This window comes from Acidovorax sp. SUPP3434, from assembly GCF_030159015.1.
Classification (GTDB): domain Bacteria; phylum Pseudomonadota; class Gammaproteobacteria; order Burkholderiales; family Burkholderiaceae_C; genus Paracidovorax.
On sequence record NZ_BQXL01000003.1, the window covers coordinates 140,766 to 156,524 of the forward strand.

At 67.0% G+C, this 15,759-nt stretch carries 13 protein-coding genes; 9 read left to right on the forward strand and 4 right to left on the reverse strand.

Annotation, left to right across the window (positions count from 1 at the left end):
• Positions 1-133: 133 nt before the first annotated feature.
• Positions 134-1,255 carry a 3-deoxy-7-phosphoheptulonate synthase gene (locus AVKW3434_RS07075; RefSeq protein WP_272567259.1) on the forward strand — a complete coding sequence of 374 codons (1,122 nt, stop codon included), beginning with the start codon at positions 134-136 and terminating at the stop codon, positions 1,253-1,255.
• Between the two features lie 106 nt (positions 1,256-1,361).
• The gene (locus AVKW3434_RS07080; protein ID WP_284393083.1) at positions 1,362-1,673 is read left to right on the forward strand and encodes a hypothetical protein; all 312 of its coding nucleotides are present in this window, start codon (positions 1,362-1,364) and stop codon (positions 1,671-1,673) included.
• A 76-nt stretch (positions 1,674-1,749) separates the two neighbouring features.
• Here the strand turns inward: AVKW3434_RS07080 and mpl are convergent, their stop codons facing one another.
• The gene (mpl, locus tag AVKW3434_RS07085; protein ID WP_284405294.1) at positions 1,750-3,159 is read right to left on the reverse strand and encodes a UDP-N-acetylmuramate:L-alanyl-gamma-D-glutamyl-meso-diaminopimelate ligase; all 1,410 of its coding nucleotides are present in this window, start codon (positions 3,157-3,159) and stop codon (positions 1,750-1,752) included.
• Between the two features lie 188 nt (positions 3,160-3,347).
• On the opposite strand from mpl, the gene AVKW3434_RS07090 reads away from it, so the two are divergent.
• The 7 genes from AVKW3434_RS07090 (at position 3,348) to AVKW3434_RS07120 (ending at position 10,205) form a co-directional block, all read left to right on the forward strand.
• A complete protein-coding gene (locus AVKW3434_RS07090) occupies positions 3,348-3,944 on the forward strand; it encodes a hypothetical protein (protein WP_284405295.1) in 597 nt (198 codons plus the stop codon).
• A 32-nt stretch (positions 3,945-3,976) separates the two neighbouring features.
• Positions 3,977-4,561, forward strand: coding sequence for a TlpA disulfide reductase family protein (locus AVKW3434_RS07095; RefSeq protein ID WP_284405296.1), 585 nt, complete (start codon positions 3,977-3,979; stop codon positions 4,559-4,561).
• Between the two features lie 108 nt (positions 4,562-4,669).
• Positions 4,670-5,119 (forward strand): acetyl-CoA carboxylase biotin carboxyl carrier protein, encoded by a 450-nt coding sequence (gene accB / locus AVKW3434_RS07100; protein ID WP_284405297.1) that lies wholly within the window; start codon positions 4,670-4,672, stop codon positions 5,117-5,119.
• A gap of 176 nt (positions 5,120-5,295) precedes the next feature.
• Positions 5,296-6,645 carry an acetyl-CoA carboxylase biotin carboxylase subunit gene (accC, locus tag AVKW3434_RS07105; RefSeq protein ID WP_284393093.1) on the forward strand — a complete coding sequence of 450 codons (1,350 nt, stop codon included), beginning with the start codon at positions 5,296-5,298 and terminating at the stop codon, positions 6,643-6,645.
• A gap of 79 nt (positions 6,646-6,724) precedes the next feature.
• The gene (gene prmA, locus AVKW3434_RS07110; protein ID WP_284405298.1) at positions 6,725-7,627 is read left to right on the forward strand and encodes a 50S ribosomal protein L11 methyltransferase; all 903 of its coding nucleotides are present in this window, start codon (positions 6,725-6,727) and stop codon (positions 7,625-7,627) included.
• 58 nt (positions 7,628-7,685) lie between these two features.
• Positions 7,686-9,275, forward strand: coding sequence for a DUF3426 domain-containing protein (locus tag AVKW3434_RS07115; protein WP_284405299.1), 1,590 nt, complete (start codon positions 7,686-7,688; stop codon positions 9,273-9,275).
• A 33-nt stretch (positions 9,276-9,308) separates the two neighbouring features.
• Positions 9,309-10,205 carry a carbohydrate kinase family protein gene (locus AVKW3434_RS07120; RefSeq protein WP_284405300.1) on the forward strand — a complete coding sequence of 299 codons (897 nt, stop codon included), beginning with the start codon at positions 9,309-9,311 and terminating at the stop codon, positions 10,203-10,205.
• A 101-nt stretch (positions 10,206-10,306) separates the two neighbouring features.
• Here AVKW3434_RS07120 and AVKW3434_RS07125 read toward each other — a convergent pair whose 3' ends face one another.
• The 3 genes from AVKW3434_RS07125 to AVKW3434_RS07135 form a co-directional block, all read right to left on the reverse strand.
• A complete protein-coding gene (locus tag AVKW3434_RS07125; protein WP_284393101.1) occupies positions 10,307-10,915 on the reverse strand; it encodes a histone in 609 nt (202 codons plus the stop codon).
• Positions 10,916-11,097: 182 nt separating this feature from the next.
• Positions 11,098-12,294: a ribonucleotide-diphosphate reductase subunit beta gene (locus tag AVKW3434_RS07130; protein ID WP_284393103.1), complete on the reverse strand. Its 1,197-nt coding sequence runs from the start codon at positions 12,292-12,294 to the stop codon at positions 11,098-11,100.
• Positions 12,295-12,431: 137 nt separating this feature from the next.
• Entirely contained in the window at positions 12,432-15,374 is a 2,943-nt protein-coding gene (locus AVKW3434_RS07135) for a ribonucleoside-diphosphate reductase subunit alpha (protein ID WP_284405301.1), read from the reverse strand.
• Between the last annotated feature and the right edge of the window lie 385 nt (positions 15,375-15,759).

The following is a 15,759-nucleotide window of genomic DNA, read 5'->3' on the forward strand; positions in this document are numbered from 1 at the left end:
TCCCAGGCGGATGAGAGGTCAGCGCGCAACCACCCGAGCCCCCTCCTCTAGAAACCGCCGAAGCTGAAAAGCCCGGCGGTTTTTTGTTTTTCCGCTCCCCCTTTTTTCCGATCCAACCCACGAGGACGCAACCATGACGGCCACTGCCAACCCCACCAGCGATGCCTGGTACCGCGACGTCGAGAAGACCAGCCAGACCGACGACGAACGTATCAAGGACATCACCGTGTTGCCCCCTCCAGAACATCTGATCCGCTTCTTCCCCATCCGGGGAACGGCGGTGGAATCCCTGATCACGCGCACGCGGCGCGGCATCCAGGACATCATGGCCGGCCGGGACGACCGGCTGCTGGTGGTGATCGGCCCCTGCTCCATCCACGACCCCGCCGCGGCGCTGGAATACGCGCGGCGCCTGAAGGCGGTGCGCGAGCAGTACGCCGACACGCTGGAGATCGTGATGCGCGTGTACTTCGAGAAGCCCCGCACCACGGTGGGCTGGAAGGGGCTGATCAACGATCCGTACCTGGACGAGAGCTACCGCATCGACGAAGGCCTGCGCATCGCGCGCCAGCTGCTCATCGACATCAACCGCATGGGCGTGCCGGCCGGCAGCGAGTTCCTGGACGTGATCTCGCCCCAGTACATCGGCGACCTCATCAGCTGGGGCGCCATCGGCGCGCGCACCACCGAAAGCCAGGTGCACCGCGAGCTGGCCTCGGGCCTGTCGGCGCCGATCGGCTTCAAGAACGGCACGGACGGCAACATCCGCATCGCCACCGACGCGATCCAGTCCGCCAGCCGCGGCCACCACTTCCTGTCGGTGCACAAGAACGGGCAGGTGGCCATCGTCAACACCCAGGGCAACCCCGACTGCCACGTGATCCTGCGCGGCGGCAAGGCGCCGAACTACGACGCGGCCAGCGTCGCCGCGGCCTGCCAGGACCTGGAGGCCGCCAAGCTGCCCGCCACGCTGATGGTGGATTGCAGCCATGCCAACAGCAGCAAGCAGCACGAAAAGCAGCGCGACGTGGCGCGCGAGATCGGCGCGCAGATCGCGGGCGGCTCGCGTTGCGTGTTCGGCGTGATGATCGAGAGCCACCTGACCGCCGGTGCTCAGAAATTCACGCCGGGCAAGGACCAGCCGGGTGCCCTGGAGTACGGCAAGAGCATCACCGATGCCTGCCTGGGCTGGGACGATTCGCTGTCGGCGCTGGCCGACCTGTCGGCGGCCGTGGCCGCCCGCCGCGCCCGCTGAAAACCAGGGACCGGGGCAGCGGCGTGCGATGTAAGCTCGATGGCCCCGCCGCGGGCATCGGCTTGCGTGGCCGGCCTTGGCCCCACCTCAACCAGGAAAACAATCCATGCGCAGAGAAGTCTCGATCACCCTGGCGCCGGGCCAGGAATTCCGTTTCGACCTGGAAGGCTCGCAGCCTTTGAGCAATGAAGACGCCCGCCGCTGGCTGGACGAGGCGTTCATCAGCCTGGAGTGCGAGCCCCTGCGGGCCAGCGGCAAGGTGCTGCTGGCCGACAAGGTGCTCACGGTGGCACAGGCTGCCGGGGCCCCGCTGCTGGCCGATGCGCAATGGGGCCGGCAGTTCGCCGAGGCTGCCAGCGCCGCACTGGCCCGCCCGATCGTGCGGGTGGATGTCCCGGCCATGGCCGTGACGTATTGAAGAGGGGCGGAGGGTCGCCTTCTGCGCTATCGGCCGAATCGGCTTTCAGTGCATATTCTTCTAGGGCATATTGCTATTATTTTGATAGCGAATCAATGAGCTTGCCGTGGATGCCGCCGAAGCTGCCATTGCTCATGCACACGATGTGATCGCCCGGCCGGGCCGCCTGGGTGATCTGTCCGATCAGCGTGCCGATGTCCGCCGCCGTCCGGGCCTTGTCGCCCAGCGGCGCGAGCACCTGGGCCGCGTCCCAGTCCAGGCCGGCGGTGTGGCAGAACGCTAGGTCGGCCGGCTCCAGCGCCCAGGGCAGCTGCGATTTCATGGTGCCCAGCTTCATGGTGTTGCTGCGCGGCTCGAATGCCGCGAGGATGCGCGCCGCCGGGCCCACGCTGCGGCGCAGGCCGTCCAGCGTGGTGCGCAGGGCGGTCGGGTGGTGGGCGAAGTCGTCGTACACCGCAATGCCGCGCACGGTGCCGCGCAGTTCCATGCGCCGCTTCACGTTCTGGAACCGCGCCAGTGCACGGCCGGCCTCTGCCGGCGCCACGCCCACGTGGTGGGCGGCGGCGATGGCGGCCAGCGCATTCAACTGGTTGTGCACCCCGGTCAGCGCCCATTCCACGCGGGCCACGGTCCGGCCCTGGTGGAGCACATCGAAGGCGTGCGGCTCGCCCTGGGCCGTGAAGTCGCTCACCAGCGCGCCGAAGCTCGCCACCTCGCTCCAGCAGCCGGCATGCAGCACGCGGGCCAGGCTTTCCTCCAGCCCATTGACCACCACGCGGCCCGACGGCGGCACGGTGCGCACCAGGTGGTGGAACTGCCGCTCGATGGCCGGCAGGTCGTCGAAGATGTCCGCGTGGTCGAATTCCAGGTTGTTCAGCACCGCGGTGCGGGGGCGGTAGTGCACGAACTTGCTGCGCTTGTCGAAGAACGCGGTGTCGTATTCGTCCGCCTCGATCACGAACACGGGCGCATCGCCCGCCACGCCCGGGCCGGCCACCGGACGGCGCGCGGCGCCCAGCCGGGCCGAGACGCCGAAATCCAGCGGCACGCCGCCCACCAGGAAGCCGGGCTGCAGGCCCGCGCATTCCAGAACCCAGGCCAGCATCGACGTGGTGGTCGTCTTGCCGTGGGTGCCCGCCACGGCCAGCACGTGCCGACCCTGCAGCACGTGCTCGGCAAGCCACTGGGGGCCGCTGATGTAGGCGGCGCCAGCGTCGAGGATGGCCTCCATCAGGGGGAATTTCGGCGTGCCGTCGGGCAGGCGCGCCCGGCTGACCACGTTGCCGATCACGAATACATCGGGCGCCAGCGCCATCTGGTCCGCGCCGTAGCCTTCGATCAGTTCGATCCCCAAGGCGCGCAACTGGTCGCTCATCGGGGGATACACGCCGGCGTCGCAGCCGGTGACCTTGTGGCCTGCTTCGCGCGCCAGTGCCGCCAGGCCCCCCATGAACGTGCCGCAGATGCCCAGAATGTGAATATGCATGGGCGCAGATTCTAAGGTTCCAGGGTTGCAGGGCCGCCCGCGCAGATCCCTCTTGCCTTGATAGCTACATTTTCAATAGCAAGGTCCACAATGGGGTGCACCATGCCCCTGCCGGATGCGGGCGTTTTCCCGGGCCGCCTTCTTGCATTGAGGCCACAATGGACCCTTCCCCCCACCCGATCGCCGCCATGCCAAACGCCCTCGCCACCGAGATCGCCAACGCCGCGGCCCGCATGGTCGTCGAAGAAGGCCTGGAATGGGGCCCGGCCAAACGCCGGGCCGTTCGCCAACTGGGCCTGCCCACCCGCACACCGCTGCCCGACAACGATCTGGTCGAGGACGCGGTGCGTGAGTACATCGGCCTGTTCTGTGCCGACACCCAGCCCCAGGAATTGCTCGCGCTGCGGCAGCTGGCGCTGATCTGGATGGAGCGCATGGAGACGTTTCGCCCGCACCTGGGCGGAGCGGTGTGGCATGGCACGGCGACCCGGCTGTCCGACATTTATCTGCAGTTGTTCTGCGACGACTGCAAATCCGCCGAGATCGCGCTGATCGACCACCATGTGGACTACGAGCCGCGCACCGTCACCGGCTTCCATGGCGAGTCGGTCGAGGCGTTGAGCCTCTCCAGCCATTCGCCGGTGCTGGGAGAGATGATCGGCGTGCACCTTTTGATCTATGACCTGGATGACCTGCGCGGCGCATTGCGCCCCGATGCGCGGGGCCGGGCACCGCGCGGAGACATTCGCGCCGTGCGCAAGCTGTTGGAAAGCCCTCCCGAATGAATGTGTCACCGCCCTCCGATACGGGCACCCCTATGTCCCCACCCGCCCCCCGCCCGGCCCCCGCGGCCGGGTCCGATGCTGCGCCCCAGGCTTCGCGTCGCAGGCTGATGGCGTATGCCGGCGTGGCCGCCGCCGCCGGGCTGGGCGGCGCAGGGCTGGCGTGGTGGCGGTTCCAGCCGCACGCGGTGCTGTCTGGCGCCGAAGCCGCCCTGTGGGCCCAGCAGTTCGAGGCGCCCTCGGGCGGTGCGCCCGTGGCGATGGCGCGTTTTCGCGGCAAGCCGCTGCTGGTGAACTTCTGGGCCACGTGGTGCCCGCCCTGCGTGGACGAGCTGCCGCTTTTGAATGCCTTCTACCGGGAACATGCCGCCAAAGGCTGGCAAGTCGTGGGCCTGGCGATTGACCAGCCCTCGTCCGTGCGGCAGTTCCTGGGGCGCCTGCCGCTGGATTTCCCGGTGGGACTGGCGGGGCTTTCGGGCACCGAACTGGGCCGTTCGCTGGGCAATCTCACCGGAGGCCTGCCTTTCAGCGTGGTGATGGGCGCAGATGGCAGCATCGTGCACCGTAAAATGGGCCAGGTCACCGCGCAAGACCTCACCCAATGGGCTTCTCTGGGATAGGGCGCTGCAATCCACCGCGAAGATCAATGAATTTGCGCCCAAATACCGGCCATAGGTTGAATTTAGGGTAAATTCGCGCCCTATTTTGTTTTTGGCGTTGGAGTTCCCATGGATTTGCGAAAACTCAAGACTTTGATCGACCTCGTGTCCGAGTCGAATGTGTCAGAACTCGAGATCACCGAGGCAGAAGGCAAGGTCCGCATCGTCAAGAGCGGCGGTGCGGTGGTCCAGCAATATGTGGCCGCACCCGCCCAGCAGGCCCCGGCCCCCGCAGCGGCGGCCGCAGCCCCCGTGGCCGAGTTGCCTGCACCCGCCGCCCCGACCGGCCACATCGTGAAATCGCCCATGGTGGGCACGTTCTACCGCGCTTCCAGCCCGGGCGCCAAGTCGTTCGTCGAGGTGGGAAGCCAGGTCAAGGAAGGCGAGACGATCTGCATCATCGAGGCCATGAAGATCCTCAACGAGATCGAGGCCGACAAGTCCGGCATCGTCACCCGCATCCTGGGGGAGAACGGCCAGGCGGTGGAATACGGGCAGCCCCTGTTCGTGATCGAATAAATTGCGCATGTCTTCCTCGGTCCTTGTCGGGCGCGCCGGCCTCGTTGCCGGGTGCCAGGGAACGTCCATGTTTCAGAAAATCCTCGTCGCCGGTGCCGGCCGTCTTGCCCCGGGCAAGGCCACGCCAACCGCACTCGCATGCGCCCGCGCATGGGTGATGAGCCGCGAAGAAACCTATGTTTAAGAAAATCCTCGTTGCCAATCGCGGCGAAATCGCATTGCGCATCCAGCGCGCCTGCCGTGAACTCGGCGTCAAGGCCGTCATGGTGTATTCCGAGGCGGATCGCGATGCCAAGTACGTGAAGCTGGCCGAAGAGGCGGTGTGCATCGGCCCCGCGCCCTCGCCGCTGTCCTACCTCAACATGCCCGCCATCATCTCGGCCGCCGAGGTGACCGATGCGGAGGCCATCCACCCCGGCTACGGCTTCCTGTCCGAGAACGCCGACTTCGCCGAGCGGGTGGAAAAGAGCGGCTTCCAGTTCATCGGCCCCACGCCCGAGTCGATCCGCACCATGGGCGACAAGGTTTCGGCCAAGCAGGCCATGATCCGCGCGGGCGTGCCCTGCGTGCCGGGCTCCGAAGGCGAGCTGCCGGAAGACCCGGTGCAGATCCGCCGCATCGCCAAGGCGGTGGGCTACCCCGTCATCATCAAGGCCGCAGGCGGCGGCGGCGGGCGCGGCATGCGCGTGGTGCACACCGAGGCGGCGCTCGTCAACGCGGTGCAGATGACCAAGGCCGAGGCCGGCGCGGCGTTCGGCAATCCGGCCGTGTACATGGAGAAGTTCCTCCAGAACCCGCGCCACATCGAGATTCAGATCCTCGCGGACAAGCACCGCAATGCGGTCTATCTGGGCGAGCGCGACTGTTCCATGCAGCGCCGCCACCAGAAGGTGATCGAGGAGGCGCCGGCGCCCGGCATCCCGCGCAAGCTGATCGAGAAGATCGGCGAGCGTTGCGTGGCCGCCTGCAAGAAGATCGGCTACCGCGGTGCGGGCACTTTCGAGTTCCTGTATGAAAACGGTGAGTTCTACTTCATCGAGATGAACACCCGCGTGCAGGTGGAGCACCCGGTGACCGAATGGATCACGGGCGTGGACATCGTGAAGACGCAGATCATGGTCGCCGCCGGCGAGAAGCTGCCCTTCACCCAGCGCCAGATCGAGATCCGCGGCCACGCCATCGAATGCCGCGTGAACGCCGAGGACCCGTACAAGTTCATCCCCTCGCCAGGCCGCATCACCATGTGGCATGCGCCGGGCGGCCCGGGCGTGCGCGTGGATTCGCACGCCTACACCAACTACTACGTGCCTCCGAACTACGACTCGATGATCGGCAAGATCATCGTGCACGGCGACACGCGCGAGCAGGCGCTGGCCCGCATGCGCACGGCGCTGTCCGAGACCGTGATCGAGGGCATCAACACCAACGTGCCGCTGCACCGCGAGCTGATGGTGGACGCCAAGTTCGTGGCGGGCGGCACCAACATCCATTACCTGGAAGAGTGGCTGTCGCAGCACAAGCGCTGAGATCGCTGCGCGTGGTGGTTTTGCATGCTGGCACCTGGCAACGGGTGCCAGCATTTTCGTTTTCTCCCGGAGGTCTCCCATGTTTGAGCTGAGCCTGATGTGCCCCGAAGACCGGGTCGAGTCCCTGAGCGATGCGCTCGATGCGCTGCAGGCGCTGAGCGTGTCGGTCGAGGATGCCGACGCGCAGACCGATGCCGAGCAGGCGCTGTTCGGCGAGCCCGGCATGCCGCCGCCCAAGGACGGCTGGCAACGCAGCCGGGTGGTGGCGCTGTTCCAGAACGAAGCCGAAGCGCAGGAGGCGCGGGCCTTGCTGGAGGTGCAGGACTTCTTCGAGGGCTGCCGCGTGCTGGGCGTGGCCACCGTGCCCGAGCAGGACTGGGTGCGCCTCACGCAATCGCAGTTCGCACCGGTGGACATCACGCCGGATTTTTGGATCGTGCCCACCTGGCACGAGTTGCCAGCCCAGGCCACCCGCAGCATCCGGCTCGATCCCGGCCTGGCGTTCGGCACCGGCACGCACCCCACCACGCGCATGTGCCTGCGGTGGATCGCGGCGAACGGCGCGCCGCACGGCGCCAGCGGCAACCCGCTGGGCCGCGTGCTCGACTATGGCTGCGGCTCCGGCATCCTGGCCATCGGCACCGCCAAGTTCGGTGCGACGGATGTCGATGCCGTGGACATCGATCCGGCGGCCGTGGAGTCCACGCGGCTGAACGCCGAGGCCAACGGCGTGGCGCTGAAGGCCGGCCTGCCCGACCAGGCCAGCGGCACCTACCAGACGGTGCTGGCCAACATCCTCGCCACGCCCCTCAAGGTGCTGGCGCCGCTGCTGTGCGCGCATGTGGCGGCGGGCGGCCATCTGGTGCTGGCCGGCATCCTGGAGCGCCAGGCCGACGAGCTGAAAGAGGCCTATGCGCCGTGGCTGCCCCTGGAGGTGGTCGACACGCAGGAGGGCTGGATCCTGATGGTGGCCGCGCGTTGATGGGCAGGGCCGTGCCGCCCTTCGGGCGGGCATGGCGCCCACCTACAATCCCGAGCCGATGAGCCAGATCACACGCTGCCCCGCCTGCGGCACGACCTTCAAGGTCGTCGCGGACCAGTTGCGCATCTCCGATGGGTGGGTGCGGTGCGGGCAGTGCAAGGAAGTCTTCGATGCGGCGGCCCATCTGGTGCGCTCGGCGTCGCAGGACCTGCTGCCGGAGATGGCCATTCCCGAAGCTCCGCGCGCGGCCGTGCGGCCGCCGGCGCCTGCCGAACGGGCCTGGGGGGCTGGCGCGGCGAGCGTGCCGCAACCCTCTCCAACAGCGCCCGCGCCCGGCGTGCCACGCGGGCCCACCGCCTCTGTGGCCCCGGCACCGCCACATTCTTCATTCCCCCCAACGCCAGCGCCAACCGCACCGCTGCCGATGGACGACCCCGCCCCGCCCGCGCCACTGGAGGTGCCGGAGCCGCCGCCGGTGCCGAGCTATCTCACGGCGCGGCCGCTGGCGTCGCCGGGCGTGGAGCCGCCCGCCGACTGGAGCCTGGAGCCTGCGTCTCCGCTGGTTTGGCGAACCCGCTCGAGCGCGACGGATTCCACTGCCGCGCCGGCCAAGCCCGTTCTACCTCCACTGCCATCGGGATGGGCCTTGCCGGGATCGGTGGCTGCCGCTGAACGGCCCATCGGTGCGGTGCCCGCCGCCTCGACACCCCCGCAGGATGAAGCGGCTGTGGCAGGGCGCGCGCACAGCGCACCGCCACCGGAGCCAGCGGGCTATGAACTGCCCTTCGCCGAGTTGCGCGATTCCGAATGGCCCGAGGATCTGGACGATGGGCCGCTGCTCGCCGCCGCCGATGTGCCGGATGGCCACGGGCGGCAGGCTTCGACCGACGATGCCATCGCCAAGGCGGTGGCCATGGACATGGCCCTGGAAGCCATCGATGCCGACACCGATCCGGTGGCCATTGCCACGCAGGCCGGTGGTGGGCTGGAGGGCGTGGTGGCGTTGCCGGCAGAAGCGGCCATCGCCTCCGCGGCCCTGGCCGGTGCGCAGCCTTCCGTTCACCGCCCGCCGCTGCACTCGCCTGCGAAAGACGATGACGAAGACGACGATGCGGTGCATGCCACGGCCGCCGATGAGCCGGGCTTCATGCGCGCCGCGCGCCGCAAGGCCTTTTGGGGCAAGCCGGCGGTGCGGGCCGGCCTGGCCGTGCTGCTGATGGCCCTGGCCGCAGGCCTTGGCCTGCAGATGGCAGTGCAGGAGCGCGACCGGCTGGCATCGCAGTACCCCGGTGCGCGGCCCATCCTCCAGGCGCTGTGCGTGCCGCTGCAATGCACTATCGCCGCCCCGCGCCGCATCACCGAAGTGGTGATCGACAGCTCGTCCTTCAACAAGGGACGGGGCGACTCGTACCAGCTGGCCTTGTCCATCAAGAGCCGTGCCGGCTTTGCCGTGGCCATGCCGTCGGTGGAGCTCACGCTGACCGACACGCAGGACCGGCCGGTGCTGCGCCGCGTGCTGCAGCCCCAGGACATGGGGGCTCCCGCGGAGATCGCGCCCGGCGGCGAATGGAGCGGCACCTTGCCCATGGTGGTGGCCACGGGCGGCGCGCGCGTCTCCGGCTACCGTGTTCTGGCTTTCTATCCCTGATCTTCGGATCTTTTCTTCTTCACCGGATTTGTTATGGCTGCCTTGATTTGCGGTTCCCTGGCGTTCGACACCATCATGACTTTCGAGGGCCGCTTCGCCGAGCAGATACTGCCGGACCAGTTGCACATTCTGAACGTCTCGTTCCTCGTGCCTTCCCTGCGCCGGGACTTCGGCGGCTGCGCCGGCAACATCGCCTACAGCCTGAAGCTGCTGGGCGGCGATCCGGTGCCCATGGCCATGCTGGGCAGCGACGGCGCAGGCTATCAGGAGCGCCTGCGCAGCCTGGCCATCGACACGCGCCACGTGGGACAGGTGGATGACCTCTACACGGCCCAGGCGATGATCATGACCGACCGCGACAACAACCAGATCACGGCCTTCCACCCCGGTGCCATGATGCAGGCCCACCGCTCGCGCATCGTGGCCGAGCCTGACGTGCGCCTGGCCATCATCGCGCCCGATGGCCGCGACGCCATGCTGCAGCACGCCGCGCAACTGGTCGAGGCGGGCATTCCGTTCGTGTTCGATCCGGGCCAGGGCCTGCCCATGTTCAACGGCCAGGAACTGGCGCAGTTCATCGAGCAGGCCACGTGGATTACCGTGAACGACTACGAAGGCCGCATGCTGTGCGAGCGCACGGGCTGGAGCCTGCAGGACATCTCCCGCAAGGTGCGCGGCCTTGTCGTCACGCTGGGCGCCGAGGGCTGCGACGTCTGGGAGAACGGCGAGCGCACCAACGTGCCGGTCGCGGCGCCGGCCGAGGTGGTGGACCCCACCGGCTGCGGTGACGCCTGGCGGGGCGCGCTGCTTTTCGGCCTGGAGCGGGACTGGCCTCTGGTGCGCTGCGCCGCGCTGGGCAACCGCATGGGCGCGCTCAAGATCGCGCAGCGCGGGCCGCAGAACTACGTGCTCGACTTCCATCCCGAGTAAGCCGAGGGCACAGGCCTGCCGCGGCACGATGCGTGTGCAGCAGGCATAAAAAAACCCGGTGCAGGGCACCGGGTTGGCGGGACTTCCCGTGGACGTGGGCCTTACGGCTTGCCACCCGTGGGGAAGGGCCAGGCGGCTTGGGGGTTCAGCGTGGTCTGGGCTGCAGGCGCGGGCGCAGGGGCCTTGGCGGCTTTCTTGGGCGCGGCGGCCTTCTTGGCGGCCGGTGCTGCGGCAGGCTTCTTGGCAGCAGGTGCGGCCGAGGTCTTCTTCGCCGACGTCACGGCCTTCTTGGTCGCGGTCGCTGGCTTGGCGCTGGCCTTCTTGGCCGCTGGTGCAGCCGCCTTCTTGGCCGGTGCAGCCGACTTCTTCACGGCCGTTGCCTTCTTCGCTGGCGCTGCGGCTTTCTTGGCCGGAGCAGCGGCCTTCTTGGCCGGCGCTGCTGCCTTCTTCGCAGCCGTCACCTTCTTGGCGGGGGCCGCGGCCTTCTTGGCGGGCGCTGCCTTCTTCGCTGGAGCGGCGGCCTTCTTGGCCGGTGCTGCTGCCTTCTTCGCAGCCGTTACCTTCTTGGCGGGGGCGGCGGCCTTCTTGGCGGGCGCTGCCTTCTTCGCCGGAGCGGCGGCCTTCTTCGCTACCACAGCCTTCTTGGCGGGGGCGGCGGCTTTCTTCGCGGGTGCTGCCTTCTTGGCGGCGGTCTTTTTCGCAGTTGCCATCATTTTCTCCTTGGGTCAATTTGCAAAGAGCACTCCACGCCTGCATTGGACATGGAGCGATCCATGGCGATGGGACGAGTCCCATCGCCATGAACACGGGAACGCCCCGCACGGCAGGGCTTCGCAGCGCTGCCGGTGAGGGACGTGGAATGAAAATGCATGGCCTGGAATGTGTCGGGAGGCTAATCCCAGGACAGTGCACCGCCGGACTGGTACTCGATGACGCGGGTCTCGAAGAAGTTGCGCTCCTTCTTGAGGTCGATCATCTCGCTCATCCAGGGGAAGGGGTTTTCTTCGTTGGGGAACAGCGCCTCCAGGCCGATCTGCGTGGCGCGGCGGTTGGCGATGTAGCGCAGGTAGCCCTTGAACATGGAGGCGTTCATGCCCAGCACGCCGCGTGGCATGGTGTCTTCGGCGTACTGGTACTCGAGCTCGACGGCCTTCATGAACAGGCCGTTGATCTCTTCCTTGAACTCCGCGGTCCACAGGTGCGGGTTCTCCAGCTTGAGCTGGTTGATCAGGTCGATGCCGAAGTTGCAGTGCATCGATTCGTCGCGCAGGATGTACTGGTACTGCTCGGCGGCACCGGTCATCTTGTTCTGGCGGCCGAGCGCGAGGATCTGCGTGAAGCCGACGTAGAAGAACAGGCCTTCCATCAGGCAGGCGAACACGATCAGCGACTTGAGCAGCGTCTGGTCGGTCTCGGGCGTGCCGGTCTTGAAGTTGGGGTCCATGATCGCCTCGATGAAGGGGATCAGGAACTCGTCCTTGTTGCGGATGGAGGCGACTTCGTTGTACGCGTTGAAGATCTCGCTCTCGTCCAGGCCGAGCGATTCGACGATGTACTGGTAGGCGTGCGTGTGGATCGCTTCCTCGAAGGCCTGGCGCAGCAGGAACTGGCGGCATTCGGGCGCGGTGATGTGGCGGTACGTGCCCAGCACGATGTTGTTGGCGGCCAGCGAATCGGCGGTCACGAAGAAGCCGAGGTTGCGCTTGATGATGCGGCGCTCGTCTTCGGTCAGGCCGTTCGGGTCTTTCCACAACGCGATGTCGCGCGTCATGTTCACCTCTTGCGGCATCCAGTGGTTGGCGCAGGTGGCGAGGTATTTTTCCCAGGCCCACTTGTACTTGAAGGGCACCAGCTGATTGACGTCGGTCTGGCCGTTGATGATGCGCTTGTCTGCGGCATTCACGCGGCGATGCACGGTGTCGGCGGGCGGGGCAGAGGGGGTGGGCGTGCTGCCGGTGGGCAGGCTTTCGGCGGGTGCCGCAGCGGCTTGCGAAAGCGCGGACGGCGACTCCGCCGGGCGGTTGTTTTGCAGACCGCCGTCCAAGAGTTTCTGCGATGAGGGCTTGACTTCTTCGTCCCAGGTCAGCATAGGTTTTCCAATGGTCGGATTATGAAAGCAGCGCTGCAAAATTAAAAGCGCTGGAGCGTGATGCAGCCATGTTTTTGTTGCTTCACTGCACATGCGCGGCACCCTGATCGATCAGGGTGCCGCGCATGGCGTGCGCATCACTGGCAGGCTTCGCAGGTCGGGTCGTCAATCGCGCAGAACTTCACGTCGGTCGCGGGCAATGCCGCGGCCTGTGCCTGTGCTGCGGCCGCAGCGGCTTCGAGCGCGCTGGGCTTGGATCCGGCCTGTGCGCCGCCGCCGTCGGTGCCCGACGACACGGCGTTGAGCTGGCGTGTGTTCACGGTGCTCATCTCGACGTGCGTGGCGCTTTGCGTGCGCAGGTAATACGTGGTCTTGAGGCCGCGCACCCAGGCGAGCTTGTAGGTGTCGTCGAGCTTCTTGCCCGATGCGCCCGCCATGTAGATGTTCAGGCTCTGCGCCTGGTCGATCCATTTCTGGCGGCGCGATGCGGCCTCGACGAGCCACGACGGCTCGACCTCGAAGGCCGTGGAGTACAGCGCCTTGACGTCCTGCGGCACGCGGTCGATGGAGTGCAGCGAACCCTTGAAGTGCTTGAGGTCCATGACCATCACGTCGTCCCAAAGGCCCAGGCGCTTGAGGTCGCGCACCAGGTAGCCGTTGATGACGGTGAACTCGCCCGACAGGTTCGACTTGACCGAGAGGTTGCCGAACGAGGGCTCGATGGACGCATCGACACCGACGATGTTGGAGATGGTGGCGGTGGGCGCGATGGCCACGCAGTTGGAGTTGCGCATGCCGTCCTGCGCGATCTTCTTGCGCAGCGCATCCCAGTCCAGCGAGGACGAGCGGTCCACTTCCACGAAACCGCCGCGGGCATTCTTCAGCAGTTCGAGCGTGTCGAACGGCAGGATCCCGCGGTCCCACAGCGAGCCCTTGTAGCTTTCGTAGTGGCCGCGCTCCTTGGCCAAATCGGTCGAAGCCCAGTAGGCGTAGTAGCAGATGGCTTCCATGGATTGGTCGGCGAACTCGACCGCGGCCTGCGACGCGTAGGGAATGCGCAGTTCATACAGGCTGTCCTGGAAGGCCATGATGCCCAGGCCCACGGGGCGGTGGCGCATGTTGGAGGCGCGGGCCTTCTCGACGGCGTAGTAGTTGATGTCGATCACGTTGTCGAGCATGCGCATGGCCGTGGAGATGGTCTTGCGCAGCTTGACGTGGTCGAGCTCGCGGCCGTTCGGGCCGTCCTTCAGATGGCGCAGCAGGTTGACCGAGCCGAGGTTGCAGACCGCGGTTTCGGTGTCGCTGGTGTTCAGCGTGATCTCGGTGCACAGGTTGGACGAGTGCACCACGCCGGCGTGCTGCTGGGGCGAGCGCACGTTGCAGGCATCCTTGAACGTGATCCAGGGGTGGCCGGTCTCGAACAGCATGGTCAGGATCTTGCGCCACAGGTCGGTCGCCTGCAGCGTGCGCGAGGGCTTGATCTCGCCGCGCGCGGCCTTCTCTTCATAGGCCACGTAGGCCTTTTCGAAGTCGGTGCCGAACAGGTCGTGCAGGTCGGGCACGTTGGAGGGCGAGAACAGGGTCCAGGTGCCCTTTTCCATCACGCGGCGCATGAACAGGTCGGGAATCCAGTTGGCCGTGTTCATGTCGTGCGTGCGGCGGCGGTCGTCGCCGGTGTTCTTGCGCAGCTCCAGGAACTCCTCGATGTCCAGATGCCAGGTTTCGAGGTACGTGCAGACGGCGCCCTTGCGCTTGCCGCCCTGGTTCACGGCCACGGCGGTGTCGTTCACCACCTTGAGGAACGGCACCACGCCCTGCGATTCGCCATTGGTGCCCTTGATGTGCGAACCCAGTGCGCGCACGCGGGTCCAGTCGTTGCCCAGGCCGCCGGCGAACTTGGACAGCAGCGCGTTTTCCTTGATCGACTCGTAGATGCCATCCAGGTCGTCGGGCACGGTGGTCAGATAGCACGACGACAGCTGCGAGCGCAGCGTGCCGCTGTTGAACAGCGTGGGGGTGCTGGACATGAAGTCGAACGACGAGAGCACCTCGTAGAACTCGATGGCGCGCGCTTCGCGGTTGTCTTCCTTGAGCGCCAGGCCCATGGCCACGCGCATGAAGAACGCCTGGGGCAGTTCGATGCGGCTCTTGCGCACGTGCAGGAAGTAGCGGTCGTACAGCGTCTGCAGGCCCAGGTAGTCGAACTGCTGGTCGCGCTCGAACTTCAGTGCGGCGCCGAGCTTTTGCAGGTCGTACTCGAGCAGGCGGGGGTCCAGCAGGTCGTTGTCCACGCCCTTCTGGATGAACACGGGGAAGTAGTTCGCGTAGGCGGCGCCCATTTCGCCGGGCGCCACGTCGCGGCCCAGCACCTCGCGCACTATGGTGTGCAGCAGCAGGCGGGCGGTGGCGTAGGTGTAGTCGGGGTCTTTCTCGATCAGGGTGCGGGCGGCCAGGATGGAGGCCTTGTACACCTCGTCCATGGGCACGCCGTCGTACAGGTTGCGCATGGTTTCGGCCACGATGGGCGCGGCCTGGATGTCGGCGCCCAGGTTGGAGCAGGCGGCCTGGATGAGGCTCAGCATGCGCGCTTCATCGAGGGGCACGCGCTGGCCATGGTCGATCACGTGCAGGGTAGGCACGGCGGGGGTGCGCTGCTCCTGCTGGTGGGCGCGCTCCTGCGAGCGGCGCTCGCGGTACAGCACGTAGGCGCGCGCGACCTCGTGGTGGCCGCCGCGCATCAGGCCCAGTTCGACCTGGTCCTGGACGTCCTCGATGTGGAACGTGCCGCCGCCCGGGCGCGAGCGCATGAGGGCGCGCACCACGTTCTGGGTCAGCGTGTCCACGACTTCGCGCACGCTGGCCGAAGCGGCACCCTGGGTGCCGTGCACGGCGAGAAACGCCTTCATCAGGGCCACTGCGATCTTCTGCGGTTCGAACGGCACCACCGCGCCGTTGCGGCGAATGATCTGGTAGTGCGTCAGCAGGTCGCTGCCGGGCTGCGCCGCCGGCGATTCGTCTGCGGCAGTGGGGGCCTGCCCCGTTGCATTGGTGGTGGATGAAGGGTTTAGCGCAGCTTGCATGAAAGGTCCTTTGGGAGCTGTCGGAAAAGGCGGATCTGGCGGGCCGTAAGGCGGCGCCAAAGCGGAGAACGGGGTGGGGGTTGGGTGCTGGCCCACACGCTATATCTAGGGTGTGCAATGGTAGCAAGACACTACCGGTAGTGTACAGCGCCCTCTGCTCCGGATTCTGGAAACATGCTGTTTCCATGGCCTGGAAGCCGTGACCGAGGCATGGCGCAAAGGCCGTGTGGATGCGGTTGGGGGACGGGAAAACGTGGTCTGGCGCAGGACGCCGGGCGTTTTGACTTCAGGAGCCGCGTGGGCGCTGTCTTCCATGGCGGGAGGGCAGCGGGCCCAGAGTGTCGCGGTTTGGCGTCCCGCGTGCAGAGGGTTGGGGAAAACCCTC

Bases quoted from the DNA above. Each gene is read 5' to 3' on its own strand.
- AVKW3434_RS07090 (WP_284405295.1), top strand. From the start codon at position 3,348: ATGCCAAACGCCCTCGCCACCGAGATCGCCAACGCCGCGGCCCGCATG.
- AVKW3434_RS07115 (WP_284405299.1), top strand. From the start codon at position 7,686: ATGAGCCAGATCACACGCTGCCCCGCCTGCGGCACGACCTTCAAGGTC.
- prmA (WP_284405298.1), top strand. From the start codon at position 6,725: ATGTTTGAGCTGAGCCTGATGTGCCCCGAAGACCGGGTCGAGTCCCTG.
- AVKW3434_RS07135 (WP_284405301.1), bottom strand. From the start codon at position 15,374: ATGCAAGCTGCGCTAAACCCTTCATCCACCACCAATGCAACGGGGCAG.
- AVKW3434_RS07075 (WP_272567259.1), top strand. From the start codon at position 134: ATGACGGCCACTGCCAACCCCACCAGCGATGCCTGGTACCGCGACGTC.
- accC (WP_284393093.1), top strand. From the start codon at position 5,296: ATGTTTAAGAAAATCCTCGTTGCCAATCGCGGCGAAATCGCATTGCGC.
- mpl (WP_284405294.1), bottom strand. From the start codon at position 3,159: ATGCATATTCACATTCTGGGCATCTGCGGCACGTTCATGGGGGGCCTG.
- AVKW3434_RS07080 (WP_284393083.1), top strand. From the start codon at position 1,362: ATGCGCAGAGAAGTCTCGATCACCCTGGCGCCGGGCCAGGAATTCCGT.
- AVKW3434_RS07125 (WP_284393101.1), bottom strand. From the start codon at position 10,915: ATGGCAACTGCGAAAAAGACCGCCGCCAAGAAGGCAGCACCCGCGAAG.
- accB (WP_284405297.1), top strand. From the start codon at position 4,670: ATGGATTTGCGAAAACTCAAGACTTTGATCGACCTCGTGTCCGAGTCG.
- AVKW3434_RS07130 (WP_284393103.1), bottom strand. From the start codon at position 12,294: ATGCTGACCTGGGACGAAGAAGTCAAGCCCTCATCGCAGAAACTCTTG.
- AVKW3434_RS07120 (WP_284405300.1), top strand. From the start codon at position 9,309: ATGGCTGCCTTGATTTGCGGTTCCCTGGCGTTCGACACCATCATGACT.
- AVKW3434_RS07095 (WP_284405296.1), top strand. From the start codon at position 3,977: ATGTCCCCACCCGCCCCCCGCCCGGCCCCCGCGGCCGGGTCCGATGCT.